We start from the raw sequence: 22,839 nt of genomic DNA on the forward strand, positions 1-22,839 counted from the left end.
TTTATTATCCTTTCACGCCGCCAAAAGTAAGGCCGGCAATGAGGTGTTTCTGCACGAGGAACGTCAAAATAAGCGCGGGGATAATCATCAACACCGCAAGCGCACACATCCCCCCCCAATTGAGGGTAAATTCAGACGTAAAATCGAGAAGCCCGACCGGCATGGTCTTTGACGTGGTGGACCGCGTGAGCTGAGACGCCAACGCATATTCATTCCACGATGTCAGAAAGGCAAAGATACCCGCCGATGCGATGCCAGACCGCGCCACGGGAAACTCAACACGCCAAAATGCCTGCCAGCGTGTGCAGCCATCAATTTCGGCGGCTTCGGCCAGTTCAGGCGGCACCTGACGGAAGAAACCGTCGATCAGCCAAATCGTGAACGGCACGTTTAAGGCCACATAGGCAATAATCATCCCAAAATGCGTATCGATAATCCCGACACGGGCAAACAGGATGAATAACGGCAAGGATAACGCCACCCCCGGCACAGCACGCGTCACCATCAGGCCAACAAAAATACCGCCCTTAAATTTGAATTTATAACGTGCAAAGGCATACCCACCGGCCATCCCGATCAAAATCGCAATAACGGTTGAGGTCACCGAAATCACCAATGAGTTTGCGAAATAGGTCAGGACAGGCACCCCGCCCTCGCCGATCCCGCCGAACATGGCGCGGTAATGATCGAAATTCAGCTCGTTAGGGATCCAGACTGGTGGTTTCGCCATGATTTCCACCGTCGGGCGGAAAGAGTTCAAAACGATCCATAAGCCCGGCACACACAGCACCATCATGGCAAAAAACAAGCCAAGAGAATGGGCAACTTTGAGCATCTGACGGCGAAGATTATGATTTGAATTGGTCGCCATGCGTTACATCCCCATCCCGAGTTCTTGGCGAGATTTGGTCAGTTTCTTAAAGAAATAGACGGTAAAGAAAATCGCGAGGAAGATAGAGATATAGCCCATCGCATTGGCATACCCCATGCGCGCATCCACATAGCCCGTCCGCCCAATCAGCGTCCAAAGAAGCTCTGTCCGGCGTGCTGGCCCACCATTGGTCATGATCTGAACGATGTCATAGGCACGTGCCACATCAAGCGACCGGATCGCCATCGCGATATAGATAAAGGGCATCAAAAACGGCAAGGTGACATAACGGAACGACTGCAAAGCCGTGCAACCGTCAACCTTTGCTGCCTCAAGCGGATCACGCGGGATCGCGTACAGCCCTGCTAGAATGAGAATTCCAAACACCGATGTCGATGTCCAAACCTCTGCAAAGATGATTGAAAACATCGCAAGGTTACCGTCAACCAACCATGGAATGGCGGTATCGGTAATGCCAAGTGACTGCAGTGCGTTGTTCACCAGTCCCACATTATCATTAAAGATAAACTTGAACTGAAAACCGACCAGGATCGGCGAAAACATCATGGGAAACATCATCATCGTGCGCAAAAGACGCTGACCACGGGTGACCTTTGACACCATGATCGCAATGCCAAGCCCCAGCAACATTTCAAGGTTAAGCGCAACCGTCAGCAAAAGAACCGTGCGCCCAAAGGCCGCCCAAAACTTGGCATCGGTGATGGCTTTTTCGTAATTGAACAACCCGACCCAGTTAAAAATACTGTCTGGCCGCGTCAGTCGGTAGGACGTGAAACTTGAATAAAGTGACAGAACAAGCGGGATCAGCACGACGGCCGATAAAATGATGATGGCTGGTAAAAGCAGAACCAACCACTGAGGGAGCTTCAAGCGCTTCATCGGGATGTCCCATAAGTCGGCACGGATGGCTTCGTGCGTTTGGGTCTGAGGATGGTCGAAAGACGGATGGCAGATTGCAGACGGCAGATGGAAAATTGGGCGGCGCACTTAACGCTGCGCCGCCCAACCGATCCGGCTTAGTAAACGCCTTCTTCTTGCATCAACTCATCAACTGCTTCGGACGCATCAGCCAGCGCCTCGTCCACGGTCTTGTCCCCAACAATCGCCGCCTGAAGTTCCGGATAAATCAAGTTGGTCGATTCAATCCAAAGGGCAGTCGGCGGAACGGCAAATGCGGTTGCCGCAGTTTCCTTAAAGGCGGCCAAAACTTCGCTGCGATACGGATCGTCTTTGGCCTGTTCGGAAACATAATCCCAAACAGCTGTGCGTGACGGCAACGGCCCGGCAGCACTTTCAAGTTTCTGGCTGTCTTCGTTGGTCAGGAACTCAACCAATGACGCCGCGGCTTCTTTGTTTTCACAATCGTCAGTGACGGAAAATCCGTGGAAACCCGACCAACCGGTGCGCACACCAGCCGATCCTTTGGGTGCGGGCGCAACGCCAACATTCCCGGCAACTTTGGACGAGGACGGATCATTAAAGAACGCCGCCCAGCCCGGCCAATCAAGGTTAAGCGCAATCGTTCCCGAGGCAAATCCGTTGCCCAAATCGTCCCACAGATAGTTGGTTGTACCCGCCGGAACAGCTCCCGCCTTATACAAATCAACAAACCACTGCAGGGCACGTTTGCCTTCTTCGGAATCAAATGCCGGCGAAAAATCATCGTTAAACAGCTTACCGCCTTCGGCAACGACCATCTCGTAGTAACGCCCAACGATGGCTTCGTCTTTACCGGCATATTGCGTGCCATAGAAATTCGGCGGATCGGCAAAGAAAATAGCCTGATCTTTTACCTGCGCCCAGGTTTCGGGCACGGCAAGTTTATAGCCATATTCCTCTTCAAACGCCTTGGCGCGCGCCGCATCGTCATAAAGGTCTTTTTGGTAATACAGTGCCGACACATCAAACTGTGCGCGCGGCAACATGACCAGTTCGCCATCAAACGTCGCGGCTTTGATATTGGCCGGGACAAATTCGGCAACCACGTCTTTACTGATCAGGTCAGTCAGATCGGTATAAAGGCTGGAATACTGAGACGCGAAGGACGAATGGTTCGACCCAACGCACCAATCGGTTGTCCCTGCGGCGATATCGGATTTGAACTCTTTATCCAGCTCGAAATGGTTTTTCTTGGAAATAATCTCGACTTTGGCACCTGTTGCCGCTTCCCATTCAGGGATGCGCGCATAAAGAGCCTCATATTGCTGACCACCGATAAGTTTGGCTTCGATGGTGACACCATCAAATTCGCCGGCTTGTGCGTTGCCGGTTTGGGCAACAAAGGCAGTCGCCGCAAAGGCGGCAAGCACGGCGCAGGATGCACCGCTCAAATACTTGTTCATTTTATCCTCCCTAATGGATCGGCCTCTCGACCGGCTGATGATCCTGCTGTCTTTTGATGCAGCTTTCATATTCGGAATCATCTTTTATATTTAAACTTGACTTGATTGGAGAGTCAAGTTGAACTCCCCAAAGAATTCACCCTCTGCGCGAAAAAAGTTACCCTTACGCAAGCGTGTCAGATAACCACTGTCAAAAGCGCGGGAAACCGGGCGAAAAAGGAAGAAAGCATCATGTTCATCGATACCCATCTTCACCTCGTTGCACGTGACCGCATTTCCTATCCGTGGCTAAAAGACGTGCCGCAACTCGATCAAGACTGGACCTATGACGCCTATGAAAAGACGGCCAAACGCATTGGCATTGATCGGGTTTTACACATGGAAGTCGATTGCGCCCCCAATTGCATCCAAACCGAAAATGCCTTTGTTGCGGAATTGATGGCACGGCCCGGAAGTCTTGTTTGCGGTGCCATTTCGTCTGCCCGACCGGAATCGGCTGGCTTTGACGCGTTTCTTGATGAACTCGACCCAAAGGTAATTAAAGGCATTCGCCGCGTCCTGCATGTGGTGCCCGATGACGTGTCGCAAAGCGATACCTTTCGCGCGAACGTGAAGCGTCTTGGCGACAAGGGCCTGCCGTTTGATATCTGCGTTTTACAACGTCAACTCGATCTGGCGATTGATCTGGCGGATGCCTGCCCCAACACGGTTTTTGTTCTTGATCATTGCGGCGTTCCCGACATCGCCGGTGACGGATATGCCGACTGGGCAAAATCCATCAGCCGCCTTGCCGAACGGCAAAACGTAAATGCCAAGATTTCAGGCATATCGGCCTACGCCGCACCAGACTGGACGCTTGAAACACTGCGTCCTTATGTCGAACACATCATCGAACAGTTTGGTTGGAACCGAGTTGTTTGGGGGTCTGATAGCCCCGTCTGCACGCTAAATTCATCGCTGGATCAATGGATGGCGACTACACGCGCCCTGATCGCAGGCGCATCAGAATCAGAACGCACGTCATTTGCCTTTAAAAACGCAAAGCGCATCTGGTCGATTTAGGGCGGCGCAAGCCTTGCCGAACCAAAACAAAGAACGCCAACAGGCCGTAGATGAAGGGCTTGTTGGCGTACATTTTTGGCATAGAACGTCTTAGATATCGAAATTGGTTGGTAGTACGACCATATCGCGGATCGTCACCGTGCGCGGCCGCGACAGCATATATATCACGGCACTTGCGACTTCTTCTGGGTCAATCAGCGCACCACTTTCCTTCGCCTTGCGAAGGTTTTCTTCCGGCCAATCTGCCAACAGGGCGGAAACAACTGGCCCCGGTGAAACCTGTCCGACACGAATACCGTGCTTGTTAAGCTGACGACGCATGGTTTGAACAAAACATGTCATTGCCCATTTGGACCCGGAATAAACCGGCTCCCAATGAATGGGAATATGGCCAGCAACAGATGCGGTCACGATAATATCGCCTGTGCCGCGCTCCTGCATATGTGGGATCACATCGCGGACATTCTTCATCACCGCATTGACGTTCAAATTTAGCATCCGGTCGATTGTTGCCGTATCCGTATCGACCAAATCACCCCCGATATACGACCCTGCATTGCAATGCAGGATATCAAGATGCCCGACCTTATCCAAAATGCCGGGCACCATCGCCGCACAACTATCGACATCAAGCAGATTGGTCACTTGCCCGACTGCATTGTCGCCAAGTTCATCGACAATTCGCGCAAGCGATTTCTCGTCATAATCGACAAGAACAACCTTTGCACCGGCATCAATCAGTGACCGCGTTGTCGCAAGACCAATACCCGACGCCGCACCCGTAACTGCCGCCGTTTTACCCTGAAGTGGTTTTGACATTATTTTTCCTCCCGTTGATTTATTATGTGTTTTTTAGACCGCCAAAAATCCGCCATCGACCGGCAAAACCGCCCCTGTCACGAACGAGGCATCATCGGAAAACAGCATGGCAATCGACCTTGCAACTTCCTCCACCTCGGCAAAGCGACCATGGGGATGACGGACCATCATTGGATCTCTTTTGGCGGGATCGGTCCAAGTTGTTGCCGCCAATTCCGTCATTGTGATTGTTGGCGCAACCGCATTGACCCGAATGTTATGCGCGCCAAGCTCCTTGGCCATGACACGGGTTGCGCCCTCAAGACCGGCCTTGGACGCGGCGTAACACATATGCTCGACAAAACCGCGATGCCCGGCGATGGACGACACATTCACAATCGCACCGCCACCGCCCGCATCGACACGCGCCCGGGCAAATTCCTGTGCGCAAATCAGCGCCGCACGCAGGTTGATCCCCATCACGGTTTCATACCCCGCGTCCGTCATCTCAAGCACGCTTTCAAGGACGTTGGTTCCAGCACAATTAATCAGAAAATCACAAAGCCCGGCATCCTTCATGGCCGCACGCGCGGCCATGGGATCGGATAAATCAGCGCAAATGCCCCGCGCCCCAATTTCGGACGCCAGACTGTCCAAATCGCTTTGGGTGCGGGCAATGGCAACAACGGATGCGCCACCTTGTGCCATTACGTGCGCACAGGCCCGGCCGATGCCTTTGCCCGCACCGGTGATAATGACTGTTTTTTCGGCAAATTTGTTCGACGTCATTGGTACGTTTCCCTGATCAATTTATGCGTTGAATTCGGCGGCTATTCATTGCCGCCGTTTTTTTATTCAATACCTTTGATGACCGTCTTTAAGGGTGTTGCGTCTATTGCGTTTCCAGCAACATCTCCGCGGTCAGGTCATCGGTTACCAGCGTATCAACCAGCCCACGGGTAATGGCCGCGCGCATGATGTTGACCTTATGCGCGCCAGCAGCGGTCAATATCTTGTTTGGAATCCCGGCAAGGGCCGTAAGATCGACACCAACGGTGCGGTCATTAATCGGATGATTAATTTCATTGCCGTTCGCATCCAAAAAACGGCCCAGCACGTCACCCACCGCGCCTGCTTCGCGCAGTGCTTCCATCCGCACATCTTTGGGCAGGCCGTATTTCACCATGAAGGACAAATCCGACACGTCACCCACCACAAGCAGGACAGCATCCGCCGCCAGACAGCGTTCAATATGCGATGCATAGATGTCCTGACTTAAAAACAGGTCCTTATCCAAACCTTCCGGCAAGTAAATCGGGGCAACCAAATGGGAATATTGCGCGTTAAACCGATCGGCAAATCCCGATGCGATGCTGAACGCGTTAAATGACGATCCCGCCGCCGTCCCGCCCATCAGAGCAAGGATTTCAAGATCGGGCAATTCCTGATACGGCAATCGTTCCAGCGCCTTTTGCAGGGTAACGCCCCACGAAACGCCAATCTTTTTCCATGGCTCGGTCTTAAGCGTTGTCGACAAATAATGCGCCAAAGCTGTGCCAACCGGGGCGTGATTGTCGTAATTTTTTGTATCTGCGGGCACCACAAGTGCCTTGCTGATCCCAAATTCCTGTTCGAGTTTACGCTGCAATTCTAATCGTATGAGGAATGGGGATTCGATCTGAATATTGACCAATCCCAATGCCTTGGCTTTTTGGATCGCCTGATTAACACGCAGTCGCGTCACACCCATTTCACGGGCGACTTCGGCCTGTGTTTGGCCGTTCAAATAGTACCGCCAGCAGACTTCTGTCAGAAATCCTTCGCCTTCTTCAATTGGCTCTCTTGGCATGACGTCCTCCTGTCGCACGGCAGCTTTGGTGGCATAGTAGCCCCGGCACCGCGTCAAATTAACAAATGTAAAATTAAATATACAAGTGAAAATTTTCACTTGCATGGATTGCATTACATATGCATCATTCCACCGCACGGAAATGCAGGTCCAAAGCAACACAAGAATGCTGACCGGCGATATCCGCACATTCCAACGGGAGGAATATCGAAATGAATTACGCACTTAAAGTAGGTGTATCAGCACTTGCTTTGTCCATCGCATCCACTGCGGCATATGCCGATGATGCTTTTTGGAAAAAAGCCGCTGAACCGTATCAGGATGTCACCCTTCATGGCGTGACCGAGTCGACCCCGCCGTCAAATTACATCCGCGAAGTATTGGCCCCACAGTTCGAAGAACTGACCGGCATCCGCGTTGATATCGAAACCACTTCGTGGGATCAGATGTATGACAAGGCCATCAAAGACATGGAAGTCGGCACCGGCATCTATGACATGGTCTTTATCGAACAGGACATCGTGTATTCCTATCTGTCACGCAATTTCCTGACCGACACCACCAAACTTCTTGCCGACAACCCATCGCTTAAAGCACCTACCTACAGCGAAGATAACTTCACCACCTTTGCCGATTACTTCCGCGGTGAAAACGGTGATCTGTACGGCGTGCCGATGGAAGCCTTCATCAAGATTTATCTCTATCGCACCGATCTGTTCAACGATCCGGAAATCAAAGAAGCATTCAAGGCGGAAACCGGTCGCGAACTTAAACCAGCGAAAACCCATGAAGAATACGGCGAAATCGCCCGTTTCTTCACCAAATGGGGCAAAGACCACGACATGGATCTGTGGGGCACCACCGCACAGGCCCACACCGGTCACCCGGCGTCGTTCTATGAATATTTTGAATCCATTGCACCGACCTACGGCGTTTATAATTGGGGCATTGATGCCGACAACAATTACGCCGCGACCGTCGAACATGGCGGCAAGATGAACAGCCCAGAGGCCAAAAAGGCCCTTAAATGGTGGCTGAGCATGCGCGACATCGCCCCGCCAGAAAGCAATGCGTCAACCTGGACCGAAGTTGGCACCACGTTTGGTGCTGGCCGTGTCGCACAGGGTCTGGTGTATGGTGAAAATGCTGGCTGGATCGCAGCTGATGAATCCAAATCATTGGTTGTTGGCAAAGTTGGCGTTGCCCTTCCGCCGCTTGAAGACGGCATCCTAGAAGAAGTCGAAAACGGCAAAGGCTACATCGGTTACTATGATGGCGGTGCATTTGGCATTCCTTCGCCGTCAAAGAACAAAGAAGCCGCGATGCTGTTCTTGCAATATATCGGTCAGGACGAAGTTCAGCCTGATTGGGCAGTTGCCGCACCACGTGTGACCAACAAGGCAACCTATGACGATCCCAAAGTTCAGGAAATGAACAAAGAACTTGGCGGATATTATGACCTTCTGCGTGACAAAGGATATCTGTTTGCCGGTGCACCGGCATATCCGTTCCACGCGCAGGTCCGCGAAGCTGTCTCGCCGATCCTCTATGAAATTCTGACCGGTGATCTTGATCCAGACACGGGTCTTGATCAGATGGCTGCCAAGGCCGAAGCCGAACTTACCGATCTTGGCTATCGCAAGTAAGTCAGTCTTTCTGATCTGAAAAATCCATCATCAAGGATCGCTACCTTCGGGTGGCGATCCCCCCGTCATGACGCAACAACCGCGCGCATGAACGGAACCACTGCATCCATCATCCAGGGAGTTGATAATGCGCTCCAACAAGCTTGGTTGGATCCTTTTGGCGCCAACGCTGCTGATCTTGTTTTTCTTCGGTGTCTTGCCGTTTGTTTACGTGGTCTTCGTGTCGTTCCATCAATGGAACCCGTTCGCAGCATCGCCAGAAATGATCTTTAACGGTGCGGACAATTTCCGTCGCATCGTCTTTGACTCTGCGTTCCTCAACTCGCTTGGTGTGACCGTGGCGTTCGTTCTGTTTGCCGTCATATCCGAAGTCATTATCGGATATATGCTGGCACAGGCATTTATGCGCGAATTTCCCGGCAAAGCATTCTTTCGCACCATTCATACGCTGCCCCTTATTATGGCGCCGATCATTGTTGGTTCCGTCTGGAAGCTGATGACAACGCCGTCGATTGGCATCATTCCGCATTACCTTGATAAATGGTTCGGGATCAGCATGAATATCGGCACATCCGCACCCGCCGCCTTTTTCACGATTGTCGTGATGGACATCTGGCACTGGACGCCGCTTGTGACCCTAACGCTGATTGCCGCCTTGGTATCCTTGCCGCGCGATCCGTTTGAACAGGCCCAGATTGACGGTGCAAACAAACGCCAGATCTTTTGGCACATCACACTTCCAATGATCGCCCCGGCCCTTATTGCCACAGTATTTATCCGTCTGATGGATGCCCTTCGTACTGTTGACGAAGTCTGGATGCTGACCGGGGGTGGACCGGGCTCTTCAACCCGTTTTCTGGGCGTTCATATCTTTAAGGAAGTCTTCCCCAAAACCAACTACGGCTACGGATCAACCATTTCCGTGATCGTTCTTTACCTCACCATCGTGGTCTGCTGGCTGCTTTATGTCAGCATGCTGGCCCCGCGCAATAACAGGAAGGGATAACGATCATGAAAAAGCGCAATCCAATCCTTACAACACTGTTCTGGATCCTGATCAGCCTCCTGACCTTGTTCCCGATCTACTGGTTGTTTGTCATTTCGGTCAAACCTGCGGTTCAGCTTTTCAGCACGCCGGACCTTATTTTGAACAACCCGTACTGGGGCAACTACACCGAAGTCCTCGGTAACCGGCTGGTTCGAAGCTACATGATCAATTCGCTGATCATTTCCAGCGGCAATGCCCTGCTGTGTACGGTTCTTGGCTTCTTTACCTGCTATGCGCTGTCGCGCTTTGATTTTAAGGGCAAAGAATCCATCTTCTTCTGGACCATCACCAACCGAATGGCGCCGCCTGCGGTGTTCTTGCTGCCGTTGTTTTTGCTGATGACGCAAGTGTACCGTATCGGGGAATTTACGCTGCTTGATACGCGCATCGGCATGATCTTGGTCTATTGCACCTTTAACCTGCCCTTCGCCATCTGGACGCTGCGTCCGACCATTGATGGGATCCCCAAAGAACTTGACGAAGCGGCCTATGTCGATGGGGCAAGCCCATGGAAAGTGATCAGCGAAATCGTCTTCCCGCTGTGCCGTCCGGGCCTTGCCGTCACCCTGATCCTGACCTGGGTTTTTGCCTGGAACGAATACCTGCTGGCTGCGACCTTGACCAATTTCGATGCGCGTACCTTGACCACGGGTCTGTCGGAATATGTCACCACTACGGGGACTGAATGGGGAATTATGGCGACGATTTCGGTCTTTACCCTGATCCCTGCCCTAATCGTTTTCGGTTTGGTCCAAAAACACATTGTGGCCGGTCTAACCTTTGGCGCGGTGAAAGGATAACGACATGACCGATAAACATGTGACACCGCTGGCGTCCGCCCACCTTGCCAAAGAAGGCGATGACGCCGCCCTTGGAGATACGGAAAGACACGGCTTCTTGCCGATTGAAACCAACTGGTTTGATCGTCTTTTCATATCTGTCGTGATCTGGGTCGCACTTTCCCTGTTCTGGTTCCGCTTTATCGAACCAATCGGATTGTCCATCTGGATTTCAAATGCGATTGCTTTGGCGCTTGGCGCCTTCATTATCAGGAAAGGATAACGCCATGAAATCCCTGGTTCTGGAAAAGAAAGACGAAATTACCTTGCGCGATTTTCCGGCAATTGACCGGACAGAAGAAGTTCTGGGCGCACGCGATGTCCGCATTAAAATGCATACCGTCGGCATTTGTGGGTCAGACGTCCATTATTACACCCATGGCCGGATCGGTCCGTTTGTTGTCAACGAGCCGATGATTTTGGGCCACGAAGCATCGGGCACGGTGATTGAAACCGGCTCAGAAGTCAGTACCCTGAAAGTGGGGGATCGCGTATGCATGGAACCGGGGATCCCCGATCCCAACAGCAAGGCAACCCGCCTTGGTATGTATAATGTTGATCCGGCAGTGCGTTTCTGGGCCACCCCGCCAGTACATGGCATATTGCGCCCAACGTGCGTTCACCCAGAAGCCTTCACCTTTAAACTGCCCGACAATGTTTCCTTTGCCGAAGCCGCCATGGTCGAACCCCTTGCCGTGGGTGTTCATGCCGCGACCAAGGCCCGTATCAAACCGGGCGACATTGCCCTGGTGATTGGCGCGGGGCCGATTGGTTTGGTCACGGCACTGTCCGCCTTGGCGGGCGGTTGTGCGCGTGTTTACGTGGCTGATCTTGCGGAAAAGAAGCTTGAAATCGCTGCATCGCTAAGCCCCGCGATCACACCAATTAACGCCAAATCGCAAAACATTGCCGAAATCGTCAAGCGCGATACAGATGGCTGGGGTGCAGATGTTGTGTTTGAAGCAACCGGTTCGCCCAAGGCGGCCGCGGCCGTTTTCGAACCACTTTGTCCGGGCGGCTGTGTGGTCATGATCGGCGGTCAACCCGACCCGATTAGCTATGACGCAGGGGCGGCAATGATCCGCGAAGCACGGGTCGAAAACATTTTCCGCTATGCGCATGTTTTCCCGCGCTGCGTTGCAATGCTGAGCTCCGGCGTAATTGATGTCAAACCGCTTATTACCCGAACATTCTCATTCGAAGACAGCGTGCGTGCGTTCGATATAGCAGCCTCTGCCCCGCCGGCAGATGTGAAACTGCAAATCGAATTGCCGCAATAAGGAGAAGCCCAATGGCCAATGTAAAAATAGAAAACGTCGTCAAACGCTACTCCAATGTTCAGGTCATGCACGGCGTGGATGTCGACATCGAAGACGGCGAATTCGTCGTTCTGGTAGGTCCGTCTGGCTGTGGCAAATCGACCTTGCTACGCATGCTTGCGGGTCTTGAAGAAATCAGCGATGGCACGATTTCGATTGGGGGCCGCGTTGTTAATGACGTGATCCCAAAGGATCGCGACATTGCGATGGTCTTCCAAAGCTATGCGCTTTATCCGCATAAAACCGTGTTTGATAATATCGGCTTCCCCCTGAAAATGGCGAAACAGCCCGATAGTGTCATCAAGGAAAAAGTCACCAAAGCAGCCGAGGTTCTTGACCTTGATCATTTGCTTGACCGCTATCCCAAGCAGCTTTCAGGCGGGCAGCGCCAGCGCGTTGCCATGGGCCGCGCGATTGTTCGTGATCCGCAAGTATTCCTGTTTGATGAACCGCTTTCAAACCTTGATGCAAAACTGCGCGTGACCATGCGCGTTGAAATCAAAGAACTGCATCAACGTTTGGGCACGACCATTGTCTATGTCACCCACGATCAGATCGAAGCCATGACCATGGCCGATAAGATCGTTGTCATGCGCGATGGGCGCGTGGAGCAAATCGGCAGCCCCTTGGATCTATACGACCATCCGAAAAACGTGTTCGTTGCCGGGTTTATTGGATCGCCTTCCATGAACTTCGTACACGGCACAATCGCGGTCAAAGACGGCAAAAAAGTTTTCCTATCCGATCATGGCTTGGAACTTCCAGTCCCTGAAAACAATGCACGCACCAATCAAGCTGTCACCTATGGCATTCGCCCAGAACATATTCAGGTTGGCGATCAGGGGGTGCCGATGAAAGTTGTCGTTGTCGAACCCACCGGTTCAGAAACGCAGGTCTTTGCCAAATCGGGCCCTGAATTGATTGATGCGCTGGTTAAAGATCGGATTTCTGCCAAACCCGGTTCCGAGCTGTGCTACATGATTGATCCCGCAAATGTCCATTTGTTCGATCGCGAAACCGAACAGAGAATTTAAGGAATCTTCATGACGTCTTCTGCCGCCGTTATCTTTGATATGGACGGTTGCCTCGTCGACAGTGAACCACTGTCGTTAGAGGTCATCGCAAACGAAATGCAGTCGCTTGGCATTCAGGATGCCGATATCAATGATGTTCGCAGCCGTTTTCTCGGCGTATCAATCCAAGATATCTGTAAAAACATAACTGAACGTTTGGGCCGTCCGTGCCCGGATGACTTTATTGATCGTGTCGAAAACCACCTTCTTTCAGAATATCAAACCCGACTTACCAAGATCGCGCATGTTGATGAACTGCTCGACCGCCTGTCGGAGCAAGGCATAAAAACCGCCCTTGCGACCGGAAGTTCTTTGCGGCGCATGCGTAAAACGCTTGAACTATCAAACCTTTTGCCGCGCTTTGACGGAACAGCGTTTAGTGCCGATCAGGTCGAGAATGGCAAACCGGCACCGGACCTTTTTTTATTGGCCGCACAACAAATTGGCGTGGATCCCAAAGACTGCGTGGTTGTTGAAGATTCCCCGCACGGGGTCAAAGGTGCGATTGCTGCTGGTATGAAGGCGATTGGGTTTGTTGGCGGCACGCATCTTGATGATATTCGCGATTATCAAACAAACCTTTTGCAAGTCGCAGGTGCATCGGTAATTCTCCATGACCTTCAAGATGTTGGTGATGAAATCATCGGGCAATCATGATGCTTTCATGATGTTTGTCGTGCATGATCTGATGAACCACCACCCGTCTCTTTTTAAAAGGGCCTTTGAATGACTTTTCTTGGCATTGACCTTGGAACCTCTGGTTTGCGCGTGTTGTTGATCGACGAAGACGGTCGGCCAATTGGTGCCACCGAACGTCATTATCAGGCGACACATCCCCATCCGGGCTGGTCTGAACAAAACCCGGCCGATTGGATCGCCGCCCTTGATGCTGCCATCGAAGAACTGCGCGACACCTATCCACAGTTTGCAGATTTGCGCGGTATCGGCGTTGCCGGTCATATGCATGGGGCGACCCTTCTTGACAAAAACGGCGATGTTTTGCGTCCCTGCATTCTGTGGAATGACACACGTTCCCACGCGCAGGCGGCAAAACTTGATGGCACGGATCAAGTTCGAACCCTGTCGGGCAACATCGTTTTTCCTGGCTTTACGGCCCCCAAACTTGAATGGGTGCGCGAACATGAGCCGGAAATTTTTGCCAAAACGGCCAAGGTTTTGCTGCCAACCGCCTATTTAAACGCCTATCTGTGCGGCGATTACGTTGCCGATATGTCTGATAGTGCGGGGACATCATGGCTTGATGTCGGCGAAAGATGCTGGTCAGAAACCCTTCTTTCTGCGGGGCACATGCGCCAAGATCAAATGCCCCGACTGGTCGAAGGCACCGAAGAAGCAGGCCAATTAAGACCCGAACTTTTACGTAAATGGGGTCTTTCCGGCCCTGTATCGGTGGCTGGTGGTGCGGGCGATAACGCCGCAGCCGCATGCGGTATTGGCGCCCAAAACGAGGGCCAAGGGTTTGTTTCGCTTGGGACGTCTGGGGTTTTGCTGTCGGCACGTGATGGCTATCACCCCGCACCTGAAACCGCCCTTCATACGTTCTGCCATGCCATTCCCGGACGCTGGTATCAAATGGGGGTTATGCTTTCGGCGACAGATAGCCTGAACTGGTTGGCACGGATCACCGGACAAAACCCCATTGAACTAACATCCAAACTTGATGGCGATCTGAAAAATCCCGGTCCGGTGCGATACCTGCCTTATCTTGCGGGTGAACGCACACCGCACAATGATGCCGAAATTCGCGGCAGCTTTACCGGCCTTGCGGCAGAAACATCGCGCGAAGATCTTACCCGTGCTGTGCTTGAAGGTGTGGCATTTGGTTTACGCGACAGTTTCGAGGCGCTATTGGCGACCAATGCCAAACTTGACCAACTGATCGCGATTGGCGGCGGGTCGGCATCGCGCTATTGGATCCGTCTGATCGCGACCGCCCTTGGCGTTCCGCTTTCACTACCCAAAAGCGGTGAATTTGGTGCGGCCCTTGGCGCAGCACGTCTTGGCATGATCGCGGCGACCGGTGCGTCAACGCACAGCATCATGACCGTGCCCGACGTCCGCGAAACGATTGATCCGGATGCGAAGTTGATCGGCGCATTTGATGATGCCTACGGCGCATTCCGCGCAGCCTATCCTGCGATCAAATCCATCCAGTAATCCGGAAACGGCATTCATTTGCATTTTTGGGCATCACCCGGAATGTTGCGGATAAGAAGACGATCAAAAAGCCCCGTGTACGTCGTGCACGGGGCTTCAACAATTGACGTTATCCTAAACTCGTTCTAAGCAGGTCGCATTGGCTAAGACTTAAATGATATAAAGTCACCTGTGATCGCTTTTCGAGGGCTTCGAGATGGAAATAAAATGGCTTGAAGATTTTGTTTCGCTCGCCAGAACCCACAATTTTTCGCGTTCGTCCGAAGAACGCAATGTGACGCAGCCTGCCTTTAGCCGCCGCATCCGCGCCCTTGAAAACTGGATTGGCACCGACCTGATTGATCGGCGCACATATCCAATTAAGCTGACCGAAGAAGGAAGGCTTTTCCGCGATACAGCCGAAACCGTGCTGCATGATATCTATCGCGACCGCGCCCAGTTTCATCAGTTACAGCACGCCGCCCGCCCCGATATTCGCATTGCCGCGGCAAGCACGCTGAGTATCAGCTTCATTCCGGCGTGGCTTAAAAAGGTACAGCAGGCCATCGGCCCATTTACCAGCCATATCATGACGGAAAACTTTCACGATATGGTTCGACATCTGGCCGATGGGGATATTGATTTTGTCTTGCAATATTGCAGTCCGAATATCCCGGTTCTGTTTGACACCACACAATTTCGCGCTTTAACGCTGGCGCGTGAAAAAATGATTTTGGTGGCCCCCTGTGACGCCAAAGGCAATCCGGTTGTCCATCCCGATAGCGGTGAAGTCATCCCATATGTCGGCTATTCCAAAAACGGGTATTTTGCCGAAATCGAATCTTTGATTTTCAGCGAAAACCCCGCTGCGGCAAAGAACCTAAAACGGGTTAGCGAAAGCCCGACATCGGAATTCGTCAAGCGCATGGCGATTGAATTTGATGCGCTGACATTGGTTCCGGAAAGCTGCGCGAAAACCGAATTGGCCCGTAATGAACTGGTTCAAATCGACATGCCAAGCTGGACCCACGAACTCGACATTCAGATTTACCGCAAGGCCGACACAAAGCGTTTGATCACACGCAAACTTTGGGATGCCCTGACCGATGCGCTCGACTGACCGCACATTCGATCAGGGGCAAATCCCTTTAGGCGTTATGCGCTTTCTTCGTCGCTATAAATAAAGGTTTCAAACCGGCCTTCTTGCGTCACGACACCGCGATACATGCCTTCGCTGTTCATCGGCATCACCACATTACCCTTGGCATCAACCGCAATAAGACCACCAGAACCATCATTTTTTGCCAAATCTTCCATCACAACATGATGGGCGGCTGTTTCAAGGCTTTCGCCCGCGTGACGCATCCGGGCCGCAATTTCATGGGCTGCGCAATAGCGGATGAAAACTTCGCCATGTCCAGTTGCGGACACCGCACAGGTCTGGTTATCAGCAAAGGTACCTGCACCAATCACCGGCGAATCACCAATCCGACCTGGTGCCTTTGCCGTCATCCCCCCGGTGGACGTCGCTGCGGCCACGCGCCCCTGTGCATCACAGGCAACAGCCCCAACTGTGCCGTGACGGCGTGCGGGATCATCACTTTCCTTGCCTTCGGCGCGGAGTTTTAAAGTTTCCTGCAACGCGTTCCAGCGGGCATCCGTGTGGAAATAATCGGCATCTTCAAACGCCAAACCGGCATCACGGGCCATCTTCATCGCGGCATCCGCACTAAAGAAAACATGCTCGGACTGATCCATTATCAGACGCGACACTTTGACTGGATTTTTCGGCCCCTGAATTCCCGCAACCGCGCCAACATTGCGGTTGGTTCCTTCCATCACCGCAGCATCCATTTCATGCTTGCCATCAGATGTGAAAACCGCCCCACGGCCGGCGTTAAATAGCGGGTTATCCTCCAACGCACAGACCGCTTCAACAACCGCATCGATGCTATTTCCACCCTTTTCAAGCACGGCATAACCGGCCTTAAGTGCGGCTTCGATCCCCGCGTGATAGGCCGCCTCTTTTTCTGCGGTCATTTGACTGCGCAGAATGGTCCCGGCCCCTCCATGAACGGCCAGCGAGAACCGATTTGTCATCTGAATGCTCCTGCAATACTGCGGATAAAATTGGGTGATTATGTAGACCAAATATTATCCCCGCCGCACCGGCTGGCAACGGGCTGATTTTGGCAAACCAAGGGTGTCATACCCGCGCGGCATAACCCCGCATTGCTTTACAAATGGGTTTATTGCAAGGAACCAAATGCTTTTGTGGAATGCGATCAAACCGACAAGGCGTTCGTGCGATCAACCCCTTACCAGAAACTATGCAAAATCAGCATAGATGTTGCCAAATCAGCTTTGGCAGAACGCAAAGCCCATCAGTAACGTCCCTGTAACAAGTAAAAAGAGCCCCGCGGCAACCATGTCCGCGACCGATCCAGGGAATTTTGAATGCCAGAACAAACGCGCCCGTCACTTCTTTCTGTACGCAACCTGACTGTCGCCTTTGGTAAAGACAATGTCTCGTCCCCCGTCGTCAAAGGTCTCGACCTTGATGTCAAAAAGGGTGAAACCGTCGCAATCGTCGGTGAGTCCGGCTCAGGCAAATCTGTCACCGCCCTTTCGATGATGCGCCTGATCGAATTTGGCAACGGCAACATTATCGATGGCACCATCAATCTTGTCAGACGCGACGGCAAAACGTCCGACATCTGCAAGCTTGATGATGAAAGTGCGCGCACACTTCGTGGCGACGAAATATCGATGATCTTCCAAGAACCGATGACGTCGCTTAATCCAGTGTTCACCATCGGCGAACAGTTGATCGAAGCCGTCGCAACCCATCAGAAAAAAAGCCGCAAAGATGCCGCGGCCATCGCGATTGAGATGCTGGAAAAAGTCCGCATCCCCGATGCGCGCAATCTGATGAAACGCTATCCCCATCACCTTTCGGGTGGCATGCGCCAACGTGTGATGATTGCAATGGCCCTTTCATGCCGTCCGCAATTGCTGATCGCCGATGAACCGACCACAGCCCTTGATGTCACCATTCAGGCCCAAATTCTGCGCCTGATTCACGATCTTCAGGTCGAAAATGGCATGTCGGTTCTGTTCATCACCCATGATATGGGCGTTGTGTCGGAAATTGCCGATCGCGTGATTGTTATGTTCCGCGGTGAAAAGGTCGAAGAAGGTCCGGTTAAGGACATCTTTGCCAACCCGCAGCATCCCTATACCAAGGCCCTTTTGCAGGCGGTGCCACGACTGGGTTCGATGAAGGGAACCGACCTTCCCAACCGCTTTGCCATTCCGGGCGAAGAACCACGTATCGATGCCGCCCCGGCCGCAAAAATCGATTACACCAAGCCCCCACTGTTGTCTGTGCGTGAACTGACGACCCATTTCGACATCAAGGAAGGTTTGCTCAGCAAAACCACCAAACGTGTCCATGCGGTCGAAGGGATCGATATCGATATCTGGCCGGGCGAAACACTTGGCCTGGTTGGGGAATCGGGATGTGGTAAATCCACAACCGGGCGATCCATCCTTAAATTGGTCCAATCGCAATCCTCACGCCTGTTGTTTGATGGTCAGGACATGTCATCCATGTCCAACACCGATCTGCAAAAGCTGCGCCGCCAAATCCAGTTTGTTTTCCAGGATCCCTACGCATCGCTGAACCCGCGTCTTACGGTTGGGTATTCAATCTGCGAACCGATGTTGATCCACCGTCTTGAAACACCGAAAAACGCGATGGATAAGGCCGTCTGGCTGCTTGAACAGGTCGGCCTGTCGGCAGAACACGCCAAACGCTATCCGCATGCGTTTTCCGGTGGTCAACGCCAGCGTATTGCGATTGCACGCGCCCTTGGCACCGATCCGAAATTGATCATCGCGGACGAGGCCGTCTCGGCCCTTGATGTATCGGTCCAGGCACAGGTCATCAATCTGATGATGGACCTGCAAGAAAAATTCGGTTTGGCCTGGTTGTTCATCTCGCACGATATGGCGGTTGTAGAACGGGTCAGTCATCGTATTGCGGTGATGTATTTGGGGCAGATCGTTGAAACCGGGACACGTCGCAATGTGTTTGAAAACCCCGGCCATGCTTATACCCAACGCCTGATGGATGCGGCCCCAATTCCCGATCCATCGCTGCGCATTGAACAGCGCCCGCTGATTACCGGCGAAGTTCCAAGCCCCGTTCGGGCCATCAACAATCCCCCTACCCGGCTTCCTTTACGCGAAATTTCACCGGGTCATTTCATTACCGCGGAATAAACGTCCAATTCCCTAACCCAAGATGGTCAAAAAACAACAACGACCACCCAAGTCAGTAAAGAGGCATTACATATGAAACTATTGAAAACCGCCCTTTTCAGCGCCACCATTATGGCAAGCTCCTTTGGCGCGTATCAGGCACAAGCGGCAGAAATGTCGATTGCACTTAATCAGATTATTCAGGGTCTGAACCCGCAAGATTCAAACTATAACGTCGATTACGCTGTCGCGAACGGCTTCTATGAGCGCCTGATCGCATTTGATGCCGACATGAAACTTAAGCCGCAGCTTGCGACAAGCTGGGAAGGCAATGACGACGCAACGGTCTTTACCCTGCACCTGCGCGAAGGCGTAAAATTCCAGGACGGCACCGACTTCAATGCTTCTGCAGTTAAGTTCAACCTTGACCGTCTTGCGGATCCAAGCCTGAACCTGAAAAAGCACAGCCTGTTCAAACTCGTTTCATCGGTTGAAACCCCGGATGAAAACACCGTGGTCATCAAACTGAGCAAACCGTTTGGTGCCATGATCAATACGCTGGCCCATCCGTCTGTTGTGATGGAAAGCCCGGCCGCGATTGAAAAATACGGCAAAGACATCGCCAAACATCCGGTCGGCACAGGTCCGTTCAAGTTCGAAGAATGGGTTCCAGGTGAAAAACTGGTTGTCGTGAAAAACGAAAACTACTGGGATCCAGAATGGCCGAAACTCGACAAAGTGACCTTCTTCCCGGTTGCTGAAAACGGCACGCGCGTTTCCATGCTGATGTCCGACGAAGTTCAGTTCGTGCCGATTTTGCCCGCCGAACTGATGAAGCGTGTTGATGGTTCCGACGACTACGAAGTGCTCGAAAAACCGGGTATTTCGGTTTGGGTCATGGCGATGAACATGATGCGCGAACAGTTCAAAGATGCCCGCGTCCGCGAAGCATTTAACTTGGCCATCGACCAAAAAGCCTTCACCCAGGTTGTTTATGGTGGTCACGCCATCGTTCCTGATGCCCCACTGGCACCGGCAACCCAGTTCCACGAAACCCAGTCTCCGGCGCTTTCGACGGATGTTGCCAAGGCAAAAGAACTGATGAAAGAAGCCGGCTACGAAGATGGCTTTGAAGTTAATCTTTGGGCGCGTAACGACTCAACCGAAGTCCGTATGCTTCAGTTCCTTAAGCAGCAGCTTTCCCAGATCAATGTCGATGTAAAAATCGTTCCGCTTGAAGGTGCAACCCGTGCAGAAAAACTGTTCGGCGCCAGCCTGACCCCGGAAACCGCCGAATTCGACATGGTCATCGGTGGTTGGTCACCGTCCACCGGGGATGCCGATTGGCACCTGCGTCCGGTTTACTCGACCGAAGGCTGGATCCCGAACATGTATAACGAGGCATTCTATTCCAACCCAGATGTTGATAAGGCCATCCAGGATGCCTTGGAAACTGCTGATCCGGAAAAACGTGCTGCTGCCTATGCCGTCGCCCAAAAGCAAATCTGGAAAGACAAACCTGTTGTTTGGCTTGCGGTGAACAATGCATTGGCTGGTCGTAAAAAAGGTATCACCGGCGCATTCCCGATGCCCGATGGCACCATGCAATACGCCCACGCAGCTTACGAAGAATAAGCCCGCCTGAAACAAATGGCCCGGTATCGCCAAGCGGTACCGGGTCGCTGATACCAAGAGCACCAAATGGTTCAATATTTTCTGCGACGGCTTTTTGCCCTTATTCCTGTTCTTTTTCTAATTTCAATATTTGTTTTTCTGTTCGTGCACGCTCTGCCGGGTGATCCCGCGCGTGTGCTTGCCGGTGACAATGCGACCCTTGAAGAGGTTGAAACCGTTCGCCGGGCCCTGAACCTCGATGCCCCGCTGCATCAACAGTATCTCGATTTTATGGGCAATATCCTTCAGGGCGACCTGGGGACGTCCCTTCGAACCCAGGAACCAGTTAGCACCATGATCGGGCGGGCCTTTATGCCTACCGTCTGGCTTGCACTCTGTTCGCTCGGGTGGTCAGTGCTGTTTGGCCTTATTTCTGGGGTTATTTCCGCCGTTAAACGCGGCAGTGTCGGTGATCATGTCGGGATGTTTGCCGCTGTGTCGGGTATTTCCATGCCGCCATTCTGGCTTGGCTTGCTTTTGATGCAGTTTTTCTCGGTTCAATTGGGATGGTTTGGCACCAGTGGCTTTGACAGCCCGACCGACCTTATCTTGCCCTCCATCACCCTTGGTGCTGGTGTTGCGGCGATCATGGCCCGCTTTACCCGTTCCGCCGTTATCGAGGTAATCCGCGAAGATTATATCCGTACGGCCCGCGCAAAGGGCCTTACAGAAAAAATCGTGATTTGGAAACATGCGCTGCGCAATGCCTTGATCCCGGTTGTCACCATGGCCGGTCTACAGTTCGGCTTCTTGCTCGGTGGTTCCATCGTGATTGAACGGGTGTTTCGCTGGCCGGGAATGGGATCGCTTTTGCTCGATGCCATCAGCTTCCGCGACTACGCCGTGGTTCAGGCTGAAATCCTGATCTTCTCGCTTGAATTTTTGCTGATCAATCTTCTGGTCGATGTGCTCTATGCGCTCATCAATCCGAAAATCCGCTATAGCTAGGATACCGTCATGACGCAACAAACTGACATTGTCATTGATGCTGCCCCGGCAACAGGCGAGGCCGCAGCAAGCCCATTCAAGGAATTCTGGGGCCGCTTTTCGAAACGGAAATTCGCGCTTGCCGCAGGCATTTTCCTTCTTTTGATGTATGTCGTTGCCTTTCTTGCGCCGGTTATTTTGCCGTTTAGCGCCGATAGCTTCGACTATATGAACACGCTTCAAACACCAACCGCCTTGCATTGGGCCGGTACCGACGAATTTGGACGCGACATTTTTGCGCGCCTGATGAACGGGGCAAAACTGTCGATGTTTATCGGCTTTACCTCGGTCTCGGTCGGTGCGGTAATTGGCATTCTGGCCGGGCTTTTTGCCGGATATTACGGCGGATGGCTTGATGCCTGTGTGATGCGCATTTCTGACGTTCTGTTTGCCTTTCCGGGCATCTTGCTTGCGATCGGGATTGTTGCAATCCTCGGCCCGGGCTTAACCAACGTCATTATCGCCGTTGCCATTTTCAGTGTACCAGCCTTTGCCCGCATCGTGCGATCCGGCACGCTTTCGCACAAGGAAAGCACCTATGTCGAAGCCGCCCGTGCGGCAGGCGCATCGAACATGATCATTATGTTCCGCCATATTCTGCCGGGTGTTTTGGGCGCTGTGATTGTCTATTTCACCATGCGAATTGGCACATCCATCCTGACCGCCACCAGCCTTTCTTTCCTTGGCTTGGGTGTCGAACCATCCACCGCGGAATGGGGTGCGATGCTCTCGACCGGGCGCGATTACATGATGGCGGGTGAATGGCACCTGACCCTATTTCCGGGGATTGCGATTTTCATCACCGTCTTATCATTCAATATTTTGGGCGATGGGCTGCATGATGCGCTCGACCCAAAACTTGACAGGGAATAAGCGCCCTTTGGGTG

Annotated in this window: 21 protein-coding genes; 14 read left to right on the plus strand and 7 right to left on the minus strand. The window is 52.5% G+C overall.

Translation table 11 applies throughout. The features are described from left to right. Positions 1–4: 4 nt before the first annotated feature. The 3 genes from HCZ99_RS14875 to HCZ99_RS14885 all read right to left on the minus strand — a co-directional run bounded on the left by HCZ99_RS14875 (position 5) and on the right by HCZ99_RS14885 (position 3,234). A complete protein-coding gene (locus tag HCZ99_RS14875) occupies positions 5–871 on the minus strand; it encodes a carbohydrate ABC transporter permease (protein ID WP_167447786.1) in 867 nt (288 codons plus the stop codon). A gap of 3 nt (positions 872–874) precedes the next feature. Next, the gene (locus HCZ99_RS14880) at positions 875–1,771 is read right to left on the minus strand and encodes a carbohydrate ABC transporter permease (protein ID WP_167447787.1); all 897 of its coding nucleotides are present in this window, start codon (positions 1,769–1,771) and stop codon (positions 875–877) included. Between the two features lie 137 nt (positions 1,772–1,908). After that, positions 1,909–3,234, minus strand: coding sequence for an ABC transporter substrate-binding protein (locus HCZ99_RS14885; RefSeq protein WP_167447788.1), 1,326 nt, complete (start codon positions 3,232–3,234; stop codon positions 1,909–1,911). 231 nt (positions 3,235–3,465) lie between these two features. Here HCZ99_RS14885 and HCZ99_RS14890 point away from each other — a divergent pair, with 231 nt between their 5' ends. After that, on the plus strand, positions 3,466–4,296 hold the full coding sequence (locus HCZ99_RS14890; protein ID WP_167447789.1) for an amidohydrolase family protein: 831 nt from the start codon (positions 3,466–3,468) through the stop codon (positions 4,294–4,296). 90 nt (positions 4,297–4,386) lie between these two features. Here the strand turns inward: HCZ99_RS14890 and HCZ99_RS14895 are convergent, their stop codons facing one another. The 3 genes from HCZ99_RS14895 to HCZ99_RS14905 form a co-directional block, all read right to left on the minus strand. Beyond that, entirely contained in the window at positions 4,387–5,115 is a 729-nt protein-coding gene (locus tag HCZ99_RS14895) for an SDR family oxidoreductase (protein ID WP_167447790.1), read from the minus strand. A gap of 33 nt (positions 5,116–5,148) precedes the next feature. Further along, positions 5,149–5,883, minus strand: a complete 735-nt coding sequence (locus HCZ99_RS14900; RefSeq protein WP_167447791.1) for an SDR family oxidoreductase — start codon at positions 5,881–5,883, stop codon at positions 5,149–5,151. A 103-nt stretch (positions 5,884–5,986) separates the two neighbouring features. Further along, positions 5,987–6,943 carry a sugar-binding transcriptional regulator gene (locus tag HCZ99_RS14905; RefSeq protein WP_167447792.1) on the minus strand — a complete coding sequence of 319 codons (957 nt, stop codon included), beginning with the start codon at positions 6,941–6,943 and terminating at the stop codon, positions 5,987–5,989. A gap of 212 nt (positions 6,944–7,155) precedes the next feature. Between HCZ99_RS14905 and HCZ99_RS14910 the strand changes: the two genes are divergently transcribed. The 9 genes from HCZ99_RS14910 (at position 7,156) to HCZ99_RS14950 (ending at position 16,145) form a co-directional block, all read left to right on the plus strand. Further along, positions 7,156–8,589 (plus strand): extracellular solute-binding protein, encoded by a 1,434-nt coding sequence (locus HCZ99_RS14910; protein WP_167447793.1) that lies wholly within the window; start codon positions 7,156–7,158, stop codon positions 8,587–8,589. 127 nt (positions 8,590–8,716) lie between these two features. Continuing rightward, positions 8,717–9,595, plus strand: a complete 879-nt coding sequence (locus tag HCZ99_RS14915) for a carbohydrate ABC transporter permease (protein WP_167447794.1) — start codon at positions 8,717–8,719, stop codon at positions 9,593–9,595. Positions 9,596–9,600: 5 nt separating this feature from the next. Further along, complete coding sequence (locus HCZ99_RS14920) at positions 9,601–10,437, plus strand: carbohydrate ABC transporter permease (RefSeq protein ID WP_167447795.1); 837 nt, start codon at positions 9,601–9,603, stop codon at positions 10,435–10,437. Between the two features lie 4 nt (positions 10,438–10,441). Next, positions 10,442–10,699, plus strand: a complete 258-nt coding sequence (locus HCZ99_RS14925) for a DUF2160 family membrane protein (protein ID WP_167447796.1) — start codon at positions 10,442–10,444, stop codon at positions 10,697–10,699. A gap of 4 nt (positions 10,700–10,703) precedes the next feature. After that, positions 10,704–11,756 carry an NAD(P)-dependent alcohol dehydrogenase gene (locus HCZ99_RS14930; protein ID WP_167447797.1) on the plus strand — a complete coding sequence of 351 codons (1,053 nt, stop codon included), beginning with the start codon at positions 10,704–10,706 and terminating at the stop codon, positions 11,754–11,756. An 11-nt stretch (positions 11,757–11,767) separates the two neighbouring features. Then, positions 11,768–12,829: an ABC transporter ATP-binding protein gene (locus HCZ99_RS14935; RefSeq protein WP_167447798.1), complete on the plus strand. Its 1,062-nt coding sequence runs from the start codon at positions 11,768–11,770 to the stop codon at positions 12,827–12,829. A 9-nt stretch (positions 12,830–12,838) separates the two neighbouring features. Next, a complete protein-coding gene (locus HCZ99_RS14940; protein WP_167447799.1) occupies positions 12,839–13,525 on the plus strand; it encodes an HAD family hydrolase in 687 nt (228 codons plus the stop codon). A gap of 69 nt (positions 13,526–13,594) precedes the next feature. Then, complete coding sequence (gene xylB, locus HCZ99_RS14945; RefSeq protein ID WP_167447800.1) at positions 13,595–15,046, plus strand: xylulokinase; 1,452 nt, start codon at positions 13,595–13,597, stop codon at positions 15,044–15,046. 196 nt (positions 15,047–15,242) lie between these two features. Continuing rightward, positions 15,243–16,145, plus strand: coding sequence for a LysR family transcriptional regulator (locus HCZ99_RS14950; protein ID WP_167447801.1), 903 nt, complete (start codon positions 15,243–15,245; stop codon positions 16,143–16,145). A 35-nt stretch (positions 16,146–16,180) separates the two neighbouring features. Here the strand turns inward: HCZ99_RS14950 and HCZ99_RS14955 are convergent, their stop codons facing one another. Next, positions 16,181–17,125 carry an isoaspartyl peptidase/L-asparaginase family protein gene (locus HCZ99_RS14955; RefSeq protein ID WP_167447802.1) on the minus strand — a complete coding sequence of 315 codons (945 nt, stop codon included), beginning with the start codon at positions 17,123–17,125 and terminating at the stop codon, positions 16,181–16,183. A 357-nt stretch (positions 17,126–17,482) separates the two neighbouring features. On the opposite strand from HCZ99_RS14955, the gene HCZ99_RS14960 reads away from it, so the two are divergent. The 4 genes from HCZ99_RS14960 to HCZ99_RS14975 all read left to right on the plus strand — a co-directional run bounded on the left by HCZ99_RS14960 (position 17,483) and on the right by HCZ99_RS14975 (position 22,825). Next, on the plus strand, positions 17,483–19,312 hold the full coding sequence (locus HCZ99_RS14960; RefSeq protein ID WP_167447803.1) for an ABC transporter ATP-binding protein: 1,830 nt from the start codon (positions 17,483–17,485) through the stop codon (positions 19,310–19,312). Between the two features lie 72 nt (positions 19,313–19,384). Beyond that, positions 19,385–20,926, plus strand: a complete 1,542-nt coding sequence (locus HCZ99_RS14965) for a glutathione ABC transporter substrate-binding protein (protein ID WP_167447804.1) — start codon at positions 19,385–19,387, stop codon at positions 20,924–20,926. 66 nt (positions 20,927–20,992) lie between these two features. Beyond that, the gene (locus tag HCZ99_RS14970; protein WP_167447805.1) at positions 20,993–21,913 is read left to right on the plus strand and encodes an ABC transporter permease subunit; all 921 of its coding nucleotides are present in this window, start codon (positions 20,993–20,995) and stop codon (positions 21,911–21,913) included. Positions 21,914–21,922: 9 nt separating this feature from the next. Then, on the plus strand, positions 21,923–22,825 hold the full coding sequence (locus tag HCZ99_RS14975) for an ABC transporter permease subunit (RefSeq protein WP_167447806.1): 903 nt from the start codon (positions 21,923–21,925) through the stop codon (positions 22,823–22,825). Positions 22,826–22,839: the final 14 nt, after the last annotated feature.

It is taken from the genome of Thalassospira lucentensis, assembly GCF_011806425.1.
In the GTDB taxonomy this organism is placed as follows: Bacteria; Pseudomonadota; Alphaproteobacteria; order Rhodospirillales; family Thalassospiraceae; genus Thalassospira; species Thalassospira lucentensis_B.